This window comes from Dyella terrae (genome assembly GCF_022394535.1).
Classification (GTDB): Bacteria; Pseudomonadota; Gammaproteobacteria; order Xanthomonadales; family Rhodanobacteraceae; genus Dyella.
Genome location: NZ_CP089414.1, coordinates 1,610,264 through 1,624,328, shown reverse-complemented (window position 1 = coordinate 1,624,328; position 14,065 = coordinate 1,610,264). Strand labels below are relative to the sequence as shown.

Sequence of the window (14,065 nt, the reverse complement as noted above, 5' to 3'; positions counted from 1 at the left end):
GGCTATGCGTGCTTGCCACGGCGGCCGGTCGACTTTCCACTCGGCGCGATCTCTGCTCGCCATTCCGCCGACGTCAGCTTGGCGATGAAAAAGTCGGCCAGCGCGCTCACCTTGGCCGGCCGCGCCCGGGCAGTCGGCGTAACGAAGTACAAGCCACCTTCCGGCAAACGCCAGTCAGGAAGAATGGATTCAAGCTGCTTGTCTCGAAGGTAGGGTGCCGCGGCAAATTCAGGTAGTTCGGTAATGGCGAGTCCGGCGAGCACGGTCGGCAGCTGTGCCTCCACACTCGTCGTGCGCAACATGCCGGTGGGCGTGACCATGCATTCCTCGCCGTTTGCGTGGGTAAAACGCCAGACGTCGCGCTTGCTCCGGTTAACGTAGGTCAGGCACTGATGCGCGCCCAGGTCATGCGGATGCTGGGGGCGACCATAACGGGACAGATAGGTAGGCGACGCCACGACAAACCGGCGCACCGGTGCAATGAGCCGCGCGACCAGCGAGGAGTCTTCCAGAATGGCGACGCGCAACGCAGCGTCAAAACCCTCGCCGATCAGATCGGCATGCGAATCCGTGAGATGAAGGTCGACGGAAATGTCCGGATAGGTCCGGAAAAACTCAGGCAGTAACGGCGCTACCCAGCGCGCGCCGAACGAGAGCGGTGCCGCGAGTTTGACCAGGCCGCGTGGCCGGCTCGACGTCTCGCGCGCAAAGTCTTCGGCTTCCTCCGCATCGGCATAGATCTTTGCGGCTCGCTCGGCGAGCGAGTGGCCGTAGTCCGTGAGGGCGAGCCGTCGGGACGTGCGGTTGAACAAGCGGCCGCCCAAACGCTCTTCCAGGCGCGTGACTGCGCGGGACACCGTGGCAACCGATACGCCCATGGCTGTGGCCGCTCCGGCGAACGAGCCTTCTTCGGCCACCTTCGCGAACATCGCGAGCCCTTCGAAATCCGGCAGTTTCATCATCGACATTCCTGCAACGATGGTTTTCATTCATTTCTATTTCGAAAAGTAGCACGCAGCCCTAGATTTGTCCTGCAGCAGCACTCAACCCCATCCAGGAGACACATCATGGCTAGGAAACTCGAAGGAAAAGTCGCCGTCGTAACCGGTGGCACCACCGGTATCGGCCTCGCTACCGCCAAGCGTTTTGCATCCGAAGGCGCTCAGGTTTTTGTCACCGGTCGCCGGCAGGCCGAACTCGATGCCGCCGTGTCGGCTATCGGGCCACGGGCCACGGGCGTCCAGGCGGATTCGAGCAACCTCAGCGATCTCAATCGTCTCTACGAACGCGTGAAGACGCAGGCCGGCCGCATCGACGTGTTGTTCGTTAATGCCGGTGGCGGCTCAATGCTGCCCCTGGGCTCCATCACCGAAGAGCAGTACGACGAAACCTTCGGGCGCAACGTGAAGAGCGTGATCTTCACCGTGCAGAAGGCGCTACCGCTGTTGGTCGACGGCGCATCGGTGATCCTCACCGGTTCCAACGTAAGCGTGAAAGGCACGCCCGCTTTCAGCGTCTACAGCGCGTCGAAAGCGGCCGTGCGCAACTTTGCGCGGAGCTGGACGCTCGACCTCAAGTCGCGCGGCATTCGCGTGAACGTGATCAGCCCAGGCCCGATCAAGACGCCCGGCCTGGTCGAACTCGCTGGCTCGGGCGCGGCGCAGCAACAGGGCCTGCTCGATTACATGGCGACCACCGTCCCGCTCGGACGCGTGGGCGATCCCGACGAGGTGGCCGGTGCTGCTGTTTTTCTTGCCTCTTCGGACGCGAGTTTCGTCGCCGGCACCGAGCTCTTCGTCGACGGCGGTCAGGCCCAGATCTGAGCCACATCTTTCAAGCGGTCGGTCATGCATAGGCCGGCCGTCCATCCCCGCACCACCACCATCCATACAAACCATCCATCCCAGAGGACATTCCCATGAGCAACCAGACTTATGCAGAAACGGCCGCTGTTTCCCCGGCCACTCCCAGTGTCGTCACCACCGTCGTTCCCGCCGTGGGACGCCTGATGATCAGCACGCTCTTCATCCTGGCGGGGCTTTCCAAGCTCGCCGCTCCCGCGATGACCATCGGTTACATCCAATCCGTTGGATTGCCGTTGCCATCCGTGGCGTTCGCACTCTCCGCGTTCGTCGAACTTGCCGGTGGTATCACGCTGCTGCTGGGTTACCGCACGCGCATCGTCGCTTCAGTCATGTTCCTGTTCACGCTCGTGACGGCGCTGTTTTTCCATAACCACTTCGGTGACCAAAACCAGTTCATCCACTTCTTCAAGAACGTGGCGATAGCGGGTGGCCTGTTGAACGTGATCGCCTTTGGCGGCGGTCGTGTCAGCCTCGATGGTCGCCGTGCCTGAGATGCCGACCGGCGCGGCCTTGGCCGCGCCGGTTGGTGCTCGCTTTTGCGCTGCCCAACAGCATCCAGGCCTTCATCGCGCCGAAAGAAATACAGCCATACATCATCACATCGATTTTCCGCTTCACTGACTAAGGAGACATGCCATGAGTGACCGTATCCACGAACTGCTCCATCGCAATCTTCAAGAAGTGTTTGGCGAAGGGGACGCAACGCGTCGCCGTGCCGCCATCAAGGAGCTCTATACCGAAGACTGTGTGGTCTATACGCCGATCGCTGTGATCGCCGGTCATGACGCGCTCGACACATTCTCCGGCGATCTTCGCGCGACGCATCCGCATTTCGTGTACACGCCGCACAACAAGCCCCAAGTTCTCCACAATGCCGCTCGCTTGGCGTGGGGCTCCGGTCCGCGCGGTGAGTCGCCCAATTACACCGGCTGGGATGTGATCATCGTCCGCGACGGAAAGATCGCTGCACTCTACGTTTTCCTCGATTCCGCGCCGGGTGATGCACCCTGATCGTTCGACGTTCCCGCGGAACGATGGTGCGCTCCCTGCTTATAGCTGATGCCATCGTCCTTGCTGGTCATCAGGGTGACGCGACGAGCTATCATCGCCAACCAGATCCGATCGGCTTCTCGCTTTCCTCTAATGACCCATCCGAACTACCCGTCGATCCTCGAACGCATCCATGCCGAAATCGCACCGTGGATTGGTGCGGGGCACGTCGCTGATTACATTCCCGAGCTCGCGAGCGTGCCGGCTGACAAGTTCGGCATGGCGGTGGTCACGCTTGACGGCGCGATCCATACCATTGGCGACGCCCATGAGCGTTTCTCGATTCAGAGCATTTCGAAACTCTTCTCGTGCACGCTGGCATTCCAGCTTTTAGGGGACAAGCTGTGGCAACGCGTTGGCCGCGAGCCATCAGGGACCGCATTCAACTCGCTGGTTCAGCTCGAGAGCGAGCGTGGCAAGCCACGAAACCCCTTCCTCAATGCGGGCGCTCTGGTTGTCACCGACGTGCTGTGCCGTCATTTTTCGAGGGCTGAAACCGCGCTCGTCGAGTTCATCCATGCGTTGTCGGGTGTCGCCGACATTGGCTACGACGTTCATGTCGCCCAGTCAGAACTACAACACGACCATCGCCACCTCGCGATGGCGCACTTCATGGCAAGCTTCGGCAACATGGATATGCCGCCGGACGTCGTGGTCGACGCGTATTGTCGTTACTGTGCCATCACCATGAACTGCGTCGAGATCGCCAAGGCGGCTCTCTTCCTGGCCAATGGTGGCGTTGTGCCGCTTACCGGCAAGCAGGTTGTTGATCCAAGTTCGGCCAAGCGCTTGTCCGCGCTCATGCTGACTTGCGGCACCTATGATGCGGCGGGCGACTTTGTTTATCGCGTTGGGCTGCCAGCGAAGAGCGGCGTGGGTGGTGGCATCGTCGCCGTGCTTCCCGGTGAAATGGCCGTGTGCGTGTGGTCGCCAGGGCTCGATGCCAATGGCAACTCGCTGGCTGGCTGCCAGGCGCTGGAAATGCTTACCTCCATGACCGGGCAGTCGATATTTTAGGATCGGCCATGGGTGAGGGCGGTCGGGAGACCGCCTCCAGGTTGGCCCATGGTCCGATGTCGACGGACTAGGTTGGAGGCCGCCGCTGTCCTCGCGGCCTCCATTCATACCCTTATGAATGAACGTGGCGCCACACGACCTCGCCATGTGCGCCTTCCGCGGCGCCGCTGGATGGCTTGGCAACGGTATAGGTCAATTCGTCGCCGTTGATGGTGTAGCTCGAGCCACCGCCTTTTCCATCCCAGTTGGGGAAGGATGCGTGCACGATCTCGCTGCGCATGGCATTGGCATCTGCACTGATGTGACCGTAGTGGGCGTTGCTGTCCATGGAGGCGGCACGGTACTCGTCTGCGGTGCCCTTGGACTTGTCGTTTGCTGCAAATGGCATGCGCTTCGCGCGCACGATTTGCATCATGTAGTCGCCCTGGGCGTCGATCAGCCACATGCCCTCCGGGTTGGGGCCGTAGAGTTCCACGCGATGGCCATCGGGATAGACGTTGTCGCAGCGGACCAGCGTCCAGGCGCCGACCAGCTCCTTGGGAACCATGACGTGTTCGCTGGCATTCTCGCCGTGCTTCATCGCTTCCTGGGCGGACAGCATGGGGGGTACGGCCAATGAGGCGAGGGAGGCGGCGAGCAGGATGAGCTTTGCGCGTGACATGGCGGCACCTTCAGTGCGTTGGGGATGAGGGGCATCGTCCCCTGTGGGCTCCCATTTGATAATTGGCCTGGATTTTTATTGACCTTCAAATTCACTTTGAAGATCATCCTGGGGTGAACCCCGTATCCGGAGCCGAACCTCATGAACCGCTTCAGCGACATGCAGCTCCTCATTGATGCGGCGGACCTGTGCAGCATGTCCGCGGCGGGGCGTCGGGCGGGGCTTTCACCGGCGGCGGCCAGCGCCTGCGTACAACGGGTGGAGGCCATGCTTGGCGCGCGACTCTTCGAACGCACGACGCGTCAATTGCGCCTGACGGAGGAAGGGCGCATCTACATCGCATCCTGTCGGGTCGCGATCGAAACCATGAAGGAAGCCGAGCGCGCTGTGCGAAGTGGTACGGGCGAAGTCAGCGGTACGTTGCGCGTTTCGGCGCCTTCCGACCTCGGGCGCAACCTGCTGGTCCATATTCTCGACAGCTTCATGGTGAACCATCCGGACGTCCGCGTGGCGTTGACGCTATCGGATTCGCTCTCTCGCTTCGTGCCGGACGACATCGATGTCGCCATTCGCGTGGGGCCATTGGAGAACGGCGACCTCGTGGCGCGGCATCTTGCCGATAGCTGGCGCGTGGTCTGCGCGTCACCCACGTGTATCGCGACTCACGGCATGCCATCGCACCCGGAGGATCTGGCCGATCTTCCGACGCTAGTGCTGACCACCAATGCCGGACCACGCAATGAGTGGCGACTGGGGGATGAAGTCGTACGCGTTCGCCGTTATCACGAATGCACCGACAGCGAAGTCATACGCACCTGGGCCGTGCTCGGTCGCGGGTTTGCGTACCGGCAGCTTTGGGCAGTGGCGGCGGATGTGCAGGAAGGCCGGTTGATGCTTGTCAACGCTCCCGCATGGTCTTCATCCACACCCATCCATGCGATGTACCACTCCAACGTTTTCCAGCCGCTGCGCGTGCGTCGGTTCGTCGATTTTCTGCAAACTGAATTCCCACGGCGGCTTCCTATCCATACGGAAGCCGTCACGGGCTTCTTGTCGGCAAAGCAACCACGCTGAAGCAAGTCGCAAACGACGATGAATGCTGCCCTGCTCAGGGTGTGGCATCCGTCTTCAGCCCGATGCACGGATTCCTTTGTTGCGGCACACTCAGGCGGCTCCGCTTGACCGGTTCATAGAGACGCCCGTCCTCTCCTCGAAAGGATCGAACTGTATGCGTTGGTTAGCTATTTGCCTGGCTCTATGGATGGCCGCGCCGGCTGCTGCCAGTGAAGGTTTCCAGTTCCACGCCGAGTACGGCCCCCATGCGGTCGGCTTCAAGGTGGTCCAGCAGTACGACGCCAGCCGAAGCTATCGCAATGGTTTTGATGCTGTGACGGGGGAGGCCGATCACGGGCCGCAGGCACGTCCGATACAGACCTTGATCTGGTATCCCGCAGCGTCGCCGGGTCGCGCGCTTATCTATGACGACTATCTACAGCTGATGGCGACCGATGATCGGTTCGATCTCAGGCGCGGACGAAGCGAAACATCGTGCGGAACAGGCGCTGCGCGAATACCTCGCCTTGGGTGCCAGCGCTGCCCACATCGATAGCGTGCGCCAGCAAGCTGTCCATGCCACCGGCGATGCACCAGCCGAACAGGGACGGTTTCCGCTGATCATCTACGCGCCGAGCGACAGCTCGGCGGCATTCGAGAGTGACATGCTCTGCGAATATCTCGCGAGTCATGGCTATGTGGTGATCGCCAGCCCATCGCATGGTGCGCATGCTCGCTACATGACCGATGGTCGCGTGGCGGACGACGTAGAAAGCACCCGGGCGCAAGCGGCGGACATAGGATTCCTGATCGGCTATGCCGCCACTCTCCCTGATGTGGATCCAGGCAACGTCGGTGTCGTCGGATATAGCTGGGGCGGCATGGCCAGCACCTTCGCGGCCGTTGCGGATGGCCGCATCCATGCCCTAGTGGATCTGGATGGTTCCGTTCGCTATTTCCCCAAGATGCTGGCTGCCGCACCGGACGTGACGCCGGATCGGATCACCGTGCCGTTGCTCTTCTTCGCCGATAAGGAGGATCCGTTGGGACCGGGCATCGACTCCCGGCCTGGCAGCTTCGTGGCGCGCATCCATCACGCTGACGTGACCGAAATCGGTTTGCTCAAGCTGTCCCACGATGACCTGTCGGACGACGGCCTTCGCTTTCTTAGCGAAACCAGCCGCAAAGGAATCACGCTGGAGGAGCGGGAGGAAAGCTATGCATGGATCGCCCGCTATACGCTCGCGTTTCTGGATGCAACGCTGAGATCGGATCCGGCCGCGGCTCGATTCATGGCGGCAACACCTGCGTCCAACCATGTTCCTGCGGGTGTGCTGCATATAGCGTATCGCCCCGCTGTGGGCGCCAGCCCCTCCGTGCAGAGCTTTGCGAAGTTGCTTCACGATCGCGGCTTCAGCAACGCGATCGAGGCATATGCCGCTTATACAAAGGATCACCCAGCATTCCGCATACTCGACGACACCTTTGGGGCGTGGTTCTCCTCGCTGCTGGACATTGGACGTAGCGATGATGCCATTGGCTTGTGCCAGCTCTGGACTCACGTTTACCCCAAGAGCATCGATGCGTGGACCGACCTGGGTGCCGCTTACGAAGTGGCGGGAAAGCCGGTGTTGGCGACGTCCAGTTATCGGGAGATCCTGAAGATTGATCCGCACAATCGCATTGCGAGGGAGCGCATCGCATCGCTGGCACCGGAAAAACGTGGGTAGTGCCGCGAGCAGCCCAGGCGGTAATTCCGACTAAAAACCGGCGTTTCGCCAGAGTGAGGCCTGCATAACGTGCCGGCCCCTCCGTTAGGTGGGCTCACCGTCCTGGCTTTCACCGATGAACTTGGTAAGCAGGCGCTTCAGCTCAGTGAATTCGGTTTTGCTGAAGCGCCGTAACCGGCGGTTCAATACCTGGGGTGCGATGTCCGAGATTTTCTCGGCGATCGCAAGACCTTCATCGGTGAGCTCAAGATGAAATACGCGCCGATCTTCATCGCTTCGATTACGCGTCAGTAGATCCTGTGACTCCAGCTTGTCGAGCATGCGCGTCATCAGTCCGCTGTCGATGGCCAGCAGCTTGGACAGCTCGAATGGCGTACGCGCGAGGCCACGGGCCAGCGAAAGGAAGATGCCCATCTGTTGGCTGGTCACACCCAGGTCCTTGAGCGCCGTATCCATATCGGCCGCCACCAAGTTACGTGACTTGGACAGCATGAAGCCCATGCTTTGCGTGACCGTGAAGTTCTTCCTGTTGTAGTGGTCCATGGACTGCCTCGCTGTTCAAAACGGCTTTGTCATCAGTGTCCAGCTGCCGCCGCGCCGGCTCCTGCACCTTTTCCGGGGTGGGTGACCCAGATCAGGGGAATGATGGCGACAAACAGGATCGCCGACAGCCAAAAGACATCGTTGAGGCCGAGCATGGCAGCCTGCGCCGTCAGTTGACCCTCGAAGAATGCCATGGCGCGGTCGGCACCGATATGGAGCGTTCCCTGCAAGGTGGCGATGCTGTGGACGAACGTCGCATTGTACGGCGTGGCCTGCTCCACCAACTGTGCGTGATGCAGGATCGTGCGATTGCTCCACGCCGTGCTGAACAACGACGTGCCCACTGCGCCCGCAAACACACGCACGAAGTTGGATAGGCCTGCCGCCGCGGGAATCCTGTCCGGTGTCAGGCCGGACAGGATGATGGCGGTCAGCGGCACAAAGAACAGTGCCGTCGGTATGCCCTGCAGCAGCGTAGGCAGCACGAGGGTATAGACGTCTACGCCGGTGGTGTAGTTGGAGCGCATGAAGAACACCGCGGCGAAACCCACGAAGGCCAGCGTGGCAAGCACGCGTGCGTCGGACTTCGGCATGATCTTGCCCATGACCGGCGCCAGCAGGACGGCGAATATACCCAGTGGCGCCGTGACCAGACCGGCGTCCACCGAGCGATAGCCGAGGTACTCCTGGATCCATTGCGGCAGCAGCACCAGGTTGGCGAAGAACACTGCGTAAGCCACGGAAATGGCGATAGTGCCACCTAGGAAATTCCGGCCCGCGAAGAGCCGCAGGTCGACAATGGGTTTTTCCTCGGTCAACTCCCAGATAAGGAAGAACGCAAAGGCGATGGCGGCGAACACGGCCAACACGCAGATGACTGGCGAGTCGAACCAGTCGAGGTCTTTGCCCTTGTCGAGCAAGATCTGCAACGCGGCCACCCACGCAACGAGCGAAAGAAGGCCCATCTTGTCGATCGGCAGTTTCCGCGTTGGTGTTTCGCGATCGCGATAGAGCAGCCACACCACGGCGGCGGCGAACAAGCCCACGGGTATGTTGATGTAGAAGATCCACGACCAACTGTAGCTGTCGGTAATCCAGCCCCCGAGCGCAGGGCCGGCGATGGGGCCTACTGTTGCGGTCATAGCCCACAGCGATAGTGCGCTGGAGCTTTTCTCCTCGGGAAAGGTAGTAAGCAGCAACGCCTGGGACAGCGGCACCAACGGACCGGCGGCGGCGCCCTGAAGGATGCGCGAGGCCAGCAGGATCGGCAGTGTCGGGGATACGCCGCAGAGCCAGGACGAGAACACGAACAGTAGGATCGAGCCGACGAACAACCGCACCTGGCCGATGCGTTGCGTGAGCCATCCCGTGAGTGGAATGGAGATGGCGTTGGCGGCCGCGAATAGCGTGATGACCCACGTGCCTTCGTCCACTGATACACCGAGGTTGCCGGAGATGGTCGGCACGGCGACGTTGGCAATGGAGGAGTCCAGCACGTTCATGAAGGTGGCCAGCGCAACGGCGATAGCGCCAAGCGCGAACCGCGCCCCAGTCAGTGGGGCGGGGGAGGCTACAGGGGATTGCGGATTCATGCTGAAGTCCGGTGGGGTGCCGATGACTGTGAGCTGGCATGTGCATTTATTTGATAAGTCAGATAAATGCACAGAAAGAAGGCGAAACAAGTCGAGGCGCAGGCGTGATCGGAGATCAACGATGCGTCCACGGGGTGTTCCGCCATGGTGTTCGGCACACTATCTGACTAGTCAAATAAATGCAAGCGGGCCGCTGACGGGACGTGGAGACCGATATCACCAACCCGTTTCCGCAATACCCATCGTCATGGCGGGGTGATCCCGTGGCATGGGCCGTGGATGCCTGATTGCTCAGGACTTCAGGTACGGGCAAGCCCGGCGAAGGGTAGGTGACACGGTCTTCAAAAGACGCGTGATTTCATTGGCAAATCGCGTTGACACCCGCATAGCCGCGTGAGTAAGCTGCCGCGGCCTGCGGGGACACCCCTTGGCACTTGTCTGATAACCCAACAGCGAGAAATGGACAGTAACCCTCCTAGTCGATGCGCCAACCGCGGATGCACTCATCCGGTGTTGGCGTGCCAGTTGAACAACGTAAGCGCCATCGGCGACCGCAGCCGGTTGGCCGGTACTTTCCACGACTAGGAAAGTCCGGCTCACCTCATGCGCCGCCCTCCGGCGCTTCACGAGGTGAGTCATGAACAACAAGCTCCATCTATGTGCGGGCCGCCGTCGCGCGGTAGGCACTTTTCATCCTTACAAGGCACCGAACGGCAGCCGCACCCGCGTGCGTCACTCTGTGGCCGTTTTGACCCAGCAAACCACAGCGCCACTGAGCGCACGGTGGTCGCGCAACGCCGTAACCGGCGCGCTGGAATGCCACTGGGCTCCCGAAGCTTCCACCGAGCCGCACCCGCGTATGAAGGCGGTGCGTCGCATCGTCCATGCACGCATGCATCGGCGCTCCCGTAGCGCAGGTCTGCGCCCTCCGTCGCGTCTGTACATCCACGGTTAGTCCCATGCGACCTCCCCCTGCGGGCAACAACCCGTTCCTAAATCCCGTCCGCCTGGACGCACACGCGCTACGTCCCGCTCACGTCGTCACGACTTGAGTTGGCTCGTGCTCGTGTCGCCCATGCGGCGATTCACGAGGACAGAGCCATGCAACTCCCTCGCCTGTACGCACGTCGGCCGATGCACACACCGGACCGGCTGCTCAACGCTTATCTCGCCTGTCGAACCGCCAGACCGTCGTCGCCGGGTCTTGTCGTAACGCTGCTGCACGCTTCGGCGCGTTGGTATCGCGACATCAGTCAGCGACACAGTCACGTCGACCCACGTTGACCGTTGCTTCCCGGCGCGCATGCGCACCGGGATATCCCGTTGTTGGTGCCGTCCGGCAGACGGCCAGAAAAGCGAGAGAAACCCTATGAAGAAGATCCATTTCGTCGGCGAATGGTTCGATTGCAGCGCGCCCAGGGCACTGCTGTCCGAGCCGCAGGCCATCCGGGCACGCTGCCTGGAAAGCATTGCGCGGAACCATCTGCCGATCAGCTATGAGTACTTCACCGTCACCGAGGGTGATGGTGTGATCGGTGCGATGACCGGTGCAGGCATACACCTCGTGTTGCGCACCTTTCCGGATAGCGACACGGTGATGGCGAATCTGTACGTCGAAGATGGTGAGTCGACGCATGTGGGAATCGCCATGCAAGCCTTCGACGGCCTACGCGATGCATTCCGCCCTATGCGCGCCTTGCTCCGTCGCGTGCATGACGATGGGAAGCCCCTATCCGCACGTGGTCGGACACCCCGTGCGCCTACCGAGGTGTTTTTGTCCAAGCCAGTGCCCCGCGCCGTTTAGCCATCCACTCGCCAGTCGCGTCGGGCGGTCTTGCTGACCTGATCTCTTGACGCACCAGTCAACGTGCCGCCCTTGGGCGGTGCGGTGGGCGTCTGTTGCCAAAAAAAAGCATTTCCCCTCCCAAGAAGAGTGCCAAACGACCCCTATGCACCCGATTGAACGTACCACCGCATTTCTTTTCCTTCGCATCAACGTGCGACGTCTACTCTGAAAATATCTGGATGTACCCATGACTTCCCGCAAGATCAAAAGCCAACCGTTCGGCTACTTCCCCACGTCGAACATGGATCCTTGCAAGCGACTTTCGCCTGGCACGTTCACCCGGCTCGGGGTTCATTTGCCCGCTCTTCTTCTCGGGCTTGGCGCGCATGCAGCGCAGGCGCAGGACGCCAACGCCGCTTCCACGGTGAGCGTCGCCGGTGATGCGAGCCCGCAGGGCCAAACGGCTCCGGTCGACAACCATGCCAAAGACTCCCCGGTAACCCTGAAGGGCGTCGATGTCGTCGCATCGTCGAGTGGCGCCGGGATGGCGGCCATACAGCTTGTCGGCCCCAACGAGTATGTGCTCAATCGCAGCGACCTCGACGGGGCGCTGTCGGGAAACAATGCGCTTGCTCTGTTGAAGAACGTTCCCGGCGCGTCGTACACGGCGACCGATAGCCTGGGCCTGGATATCTCGGCGACCAGTCTCTTCGTACGCGGCTTTCGCATGAACGAGATGGGCGTGGTGTTCGAAGGCGTTCCCCTGAACGACAACGGGTTCTTGTCCATGACGGGTACGAGCGCGGTCAATGTCGGCGTCCCCGATGCCATCGGCTCCATCGACATCACGCCCGGCACCGCACGTGAAAGCGTGTTCTCCAGCAGCGCCAATGGCGGTGGCCTGGTGTATTCGCTGGCCAACCTCAAGGACACGCCCAGCGCGGAGATCAGCCAGACCTATGGCAGCAACAAGACGCTGGTCACCACCTTCTCTGGCCAGACGGGGAAGCTGGGAGCCAATGGCCCGGAAGTGCTAGTCGACCTGCAGCATATCTCAGCGAACAAGTACCAGACGGGAGGAACCCAGGACTTCCTTCGCGGCGACCTGAAGGCAAAACAGGATGTGTCGTGGGGTGATTTCACCTTGTTCGTGTCCGCGAGCCATGCGGCGGTGTGGGGCTACAACAACCTGTCGTTCGACATGATCCGCAAGCTCGGCTGGAATGCGGACATCTGGTATCCGGACTATGCACGCGCTTATCAGATGGCGCTCCCCGAGAATGCCAATGCCTCTTGCGGCGCGTATACGTGCGGGCAGCTGTCGGCGTTGATTCCCTATGACACGGGACAGACCACGAACGATTCCATCGAAACGATTGCTCATCATTTCAGGTTGTCGTCGTCGCTCACGGGCAGCGTGCAGTTGTACAGTGCCCAGAGCAAAACGTCGGCCAGCCTGTCGGACCCGACCACGCCGTCACCTTCAGGTGCGCCGTTCTCCGAGCAGGTTCAGCGCCCTCGCGTGAATCGCCTGGGCGGCACGGTGAATTTCACTTACAACGTGGGTGACCACGTGATTAGCGCGGGCCTGTGGAAGGAGCAAACCAGGTCTGCCGCCACCACGTCCTGGTATGACGAGCCGTTGCTCGGCGAGGGAGAACCGCTGAAGACCACGGGCCCCTACGATGTCTACGGCCCAGCTTTTCAGACGGCGAACGCATCCAACTGGCGTATCCGCTCGCAACAGTTCTATCTGCATGACGATTACGCCATCACAGACAAGCTGACGTTGGGCATGGGGTTCAAGGGCGTCGACTTCTCCACCACGGGTGGTGGCATAGGGCCCGATCAGGCGCCGTTCGGAACGCTACGGGTGAAGAATAATTTCCTGCCGCATGTCTCGCTGTTCTGGAGCCCGAGCACGCAGACCGACGTTTTTTTGGATATCGCCGAAACGGAGAACGGTTATCGCGTGGCTCAGCGCGGCAACATCGGCTACACGGCTTCAGCCTGGACGGTATCCAACCAGCAGGAATTCGACCGGGTCGCCCAATCCATCCGCCCTGAAAAAGATTGGAATCTCACGGCCGGCGCCACGCATCGCTTCGACAACCTCACGCTGACTTACGACGCGTTCTACAGCGTCATACGCGACCGACTTCTGTCGGCTGCCGTCGGCAGCCAGTTTGCGCAGATCAATACGGTTGGCCTGATGCCGAGGATGCATATCTTTGGCGCTGACCTCGGCCTTACCGCGGATATCTCGAACCACATCCAGTTCTATCAGGGCCTAGCGGTGGCTCGTTCGTTCTACGACAACAATTTCGTCGTCGATGACACGGTATTCCCGATCAAGGGCAAGGCCCAGCCCGGTTATCCCATCGTGTCCGTGGTGAGCGACCTGTCGGCTAAATTCCAATCCTGGCGGTTCGGCGCCACGAGCACGGAATACCTGCGCCAACCCTTCTCATACGAGAACGATATCTACGTGCCGAACTTCTGGCAGATCAACACGTACGCCTCTTACACGCTCAAGTCGCGTGGTGCCATGCCGGAATGGTCGTTCCGGCTGGATGTCAGCAATCTGTTCGACAGGAAAAATATCGGCACGTCCACCATCGCCGGATCGCCCTTCTCGGGTGACTACCAGACGTTGCAGCGCAGCGCGCCACGGCAGCTGATGTTTACTGTTTCCGCCAAGTACTGAGGTCATGGGCGCGGCATCGGGGGGGCAAGCCCCTCGATGCCGCGTTCCATGCAGGGAACGT

At 61.0% G+C, this 14,065-nt stretch carries 14 protein-coding genes; 10 read left to right on the top strand and 4 right to left on the bottom strand.

Annotated features, from left to right (window positions below; genetic code table 11):
• Positions 1-2 precede the first annotated feature (2 nt).
• Positions 3-962: a LysR family transcriptional regulator gene (locus tag DYST_RS06800; RefSeq protein WP_239950888.1), complete on the bottom strand. Its 960-nt coding sequence runs from the start codon at positions 960-962 to the stop codon at positions 3-5.
• A gap of 105 nt (positions 963-1,067) precedes the next feature.
• Between DYST_RS06800 and DYST_RS06795 the strand changes: the two genes are divergently transcribed.
• The 4 genes from DYST_RS06795 to DYST_RS06780 all read left to right on the top strand — a co-directional run bounded on the left by DYST_RS06795 (position 1,068) and on the right by DYST_RS06780 (position 3,932).
• Positions 1,068-1,823 (top strand): SDR family NAD(P)-dependent oxidoreductase, encoded by a 756-nt coding sequence (locus DYST_RS06795; protein ID WP_239950887.1) that lies wholly within the window; start codon positions 1,068-1,070, stop codon positions 1,821-1,823.
• A gap of 95 nt (positions 1,824-1,918) precedes the next feature.
• Positions 1,919-2,356, top strand: a complete 438-nt coding sequence (locus DYST_RS06790; protein WP_239950885.1) for a DoxX family protein — start codon at positions 1,919-1,921, stop codon at positions 2,354-2,356.
• 145 nt (positions 2,357-2,501) lie between these two features.
• Positions 2,502-2,876, top strand: a complete 375-nt coding sequence (locus DYST_RS06785; RefSeq protein WP_239950884.1) for a nuclear transport factor 2 family protein — start codon at positions 2,502-2,504, stop codon at positions 2,874-2,876.
• Between the two features lie 132 nt (positions 2,877-3,008).
• Complete coding sequence (locus DYST_RS06780; RefSeq protein ID WP_102303430.1) at positions 3,009-3,932, top strand: glutaminase; 924 nt, start codon at positions 3,009-3,011, stop codon at positions 3,930-3,932.
• Positions 3,933-4,044: 112 nt separating this feature from the next.
• On the opposite strand, the gene DYST_RS06775 is transcribed toward DYST_RS06780, so the two are convergent.
• On the bottom strand, positions 4,045-4,593 hold the full coding sequence (locus DYST_RS06775) for a lipocalin-like domain-containing protein (protein WP_102303431.1): 549 nt from the start codon (positions 4,591-4,593) through the stop codon (positions 4,045-4,047).
• A 141-nt stretch (positions 4,594-4,734) separates the two neighbouring features.
• On the opposite strand from DYST_RS06775, the gene DYST_RS06770 reads away from it, so the two are divergent.
• Positions 4,735-5,667 (top strand): LysR family transcriptional regulator, encoded by a 933-nt coding sequence (locus DYST_RS06770; RefSeq protein ID WP_239950882.1) that lies wholly within the window; start codon positions 4,735-4,737, stop codon positions 5,665-5,667.
• A gap of 434 nt (positions 5,668-6,101) precedes the next feature.
• On the top strand, positions 6,102-7,376 hold the full coding sequence (locus tag DYST_RS06765) for a dienelactone hydrolase family protein (protein ID WP_239950880.1): 1,275 nt from the start codon (positions 6,102-6,104) through the stop codon (positions 7,374-7,376).
• A gap of 84 nt (positions 7,377-7,460) precedes the next feature.
• On the opposite strand, the gene DYST_RS06760 is transcribed toward DYST_RS06765, so the two are convergent.
• Positions 7,461-7,919, bottom strand: coding sequence for a MarR family winged helix-turn-helix transcriptional regulator (locus DYST_RS06760; RefSeq protein WP_239950878.1), 459 nt, complete (start codon positions 7,917-7,919; stop codon positions 7,461-7,463).
• A gap of 32 nt (positions 7,920-7,951) precedes the next feature.
• Complete coding sequence (locus tag DYST_RS06755; RefSeq protein ID WP_239950876.1) at positions 7,952-9,511, bottom strand: DHA2 family efflux MFS transporter permease subunit; 1,560 nt, start codon at positions 9,509-9,511, stop codon at positions 7,952-7,954.
• Positions 9,512-10,148: 637 nt separating this feature from the next.
• On the opposite strand from DYST_RS06755, the gene DYST_RS06750 reads away from it, so the two are divergent.
• The 4 genes from DYST_RS06750 to DYST_RS06735 all read left to right on the top strand — a co-directional run bounded on the left by DYST_RS06750 (position 10,149) and on the right by DYST_RS06735 (position 14,004).
• Positions 10,149-10,466 carry a hypothetical protein gene (locus DYST_RS06750; protein ID WP_239950874.1) on the top strand — a complete coding sequence of 106 codons (318 nt, stop codon included), beginning with the start codon at positions 10,149-10,151 and terminating at the stop codon, positions 10,464-10,466.
• Between the two features lie 146 nt (positions 10,467-10,612).
• Entirely contained in the window at positions 10,613-10,795 is a 183-nt protein-coding gene (locus tag DYST_RS06745; RefSeq protein ID WP_239950872.1) for a hypothetical protein, read from the top strand.
• An 85-nt stretch (positions 10,796-10,880) separates the two neighbouring features.
• A complete protein-coding gene (locus DYST_RS06740) occupies positions 10,881-11,315 on the top strand; it encodes a hypothetical protein (RefSeq protein ID WP_239950870.1) in 435 nt (144 codons plus the stop codon).
• Positions 11,316-11,544: 229 nt separating this feature from the next.
• Positions 11,545-14,004 (top strand): TonB-dependent receptor, encoded by a 2,460-nt coding sequence (locus tag DYST_RS06735; RefSeq protein WP_239950868.1) that lies wholly within the window; start codon positions 11,545-11,547, stop codon positions 14,002-14,004.
• Positions 14,005-14,065 lie beyond the last annotated feature (61 nt).

Bases quoted from the DNA above. Each gene is read 5' to 3' on its own strand.
- DYST_RS06800 (WP_239950888.1), bottom strand. From the start codon at position 962: ATGATGAAACTGCCGGATTTCGAAGGGCTCGCGATGTTCGCGAAGGTG.
- DYST_RS06795 (WP_239950887.1), top strand. From the start codon at position 1,068: ATGGCTAGGAAACTCGAAGGAAAAGTCGCCGTCGTAACCGGTGGCACC.
- DYST_RS06790 (WP_239950885.1), top strand. From the start codon at position 1,919: ATGAGCAACCAGACTTATGCAGAAACGGCCGCTGTTTCCCCGGCCACT.
- DYST_RS06785 (WP_239950884.1), top strand. From the start codon at position 2,502: ATGAGTGACCGTATCCACGAACTGCTCCATCGCAATCTTCAAGAAGTG.
- DYST_RS06780 (WP_102303430.1), top strand. From the start codon at position 3,009: ATGACCCATCCGAACTACCCGTCGATCCTCGAACGCATCCATGCCGAA.
- DYST_RS06775 (WP_102303431.1), bottom strand. From the start codon at position 4,593: ATGTCACGCGCAAAGCTCATCCTGCTCGCCGCCTCCCTCGCCTCATTG.
- DYST_RS06770 (WP_239950882.1), top strand. From the start codon at position 4,735: ATGAACCGCTTCAGCGACATGCAGCTCCTCATTGATGCGGCGGACCTG.
- DYST_RS06765 (WP_239950880.1), top strand. From the start codon at position 6,102: ATGATCGGTTCGATCTCAGGCGCGGACGAAGCGAAACATCGTGCGGAA.
- DYST_RS06760 (WP_239950878.1), bottom strand. From the start codon at position 7,919: ATGGACCACTACAACAGGAAGAACTTCACGGTCACGCAAAGCATGGGC.
- DYST_RS06755 (WP_239950876.1), bottom strand. From the start codon at position 9,511: ATGAATCCGCAATCCCCTGTAGCCTCCCCCGCCCCACTGACTGGGGCG.
- DYST_RS06750 (WP_239950874.1), top strand. From the start codon at position 10,149: ATGAACAACAAGCTCCATCTATGTGCGGGCCGCCGTCGCGCGGTAGGC.
- DYST_RS06745 (WP_239950872.1), top strand. From the start codon at position 10,613: ATGCAACTCCCTCGCCTGTACGCACGTCGGCCGATGCACACACCGGAC.
- DYST_RS06740 (WP_239950870.1), top strand. From the start codon at position 10,881: ATGAAGAAGATCCATTTCGTCGGCGAATGGTTCGATTGCAGCGCGCCC.
- DYST_RS06735 (WP_239950868.1), top strand. From the start codon at position 11,545: ATGACTTCCCGCAAGATCAAAAGCCAACCGTTCGGCTACTTCCCCACG.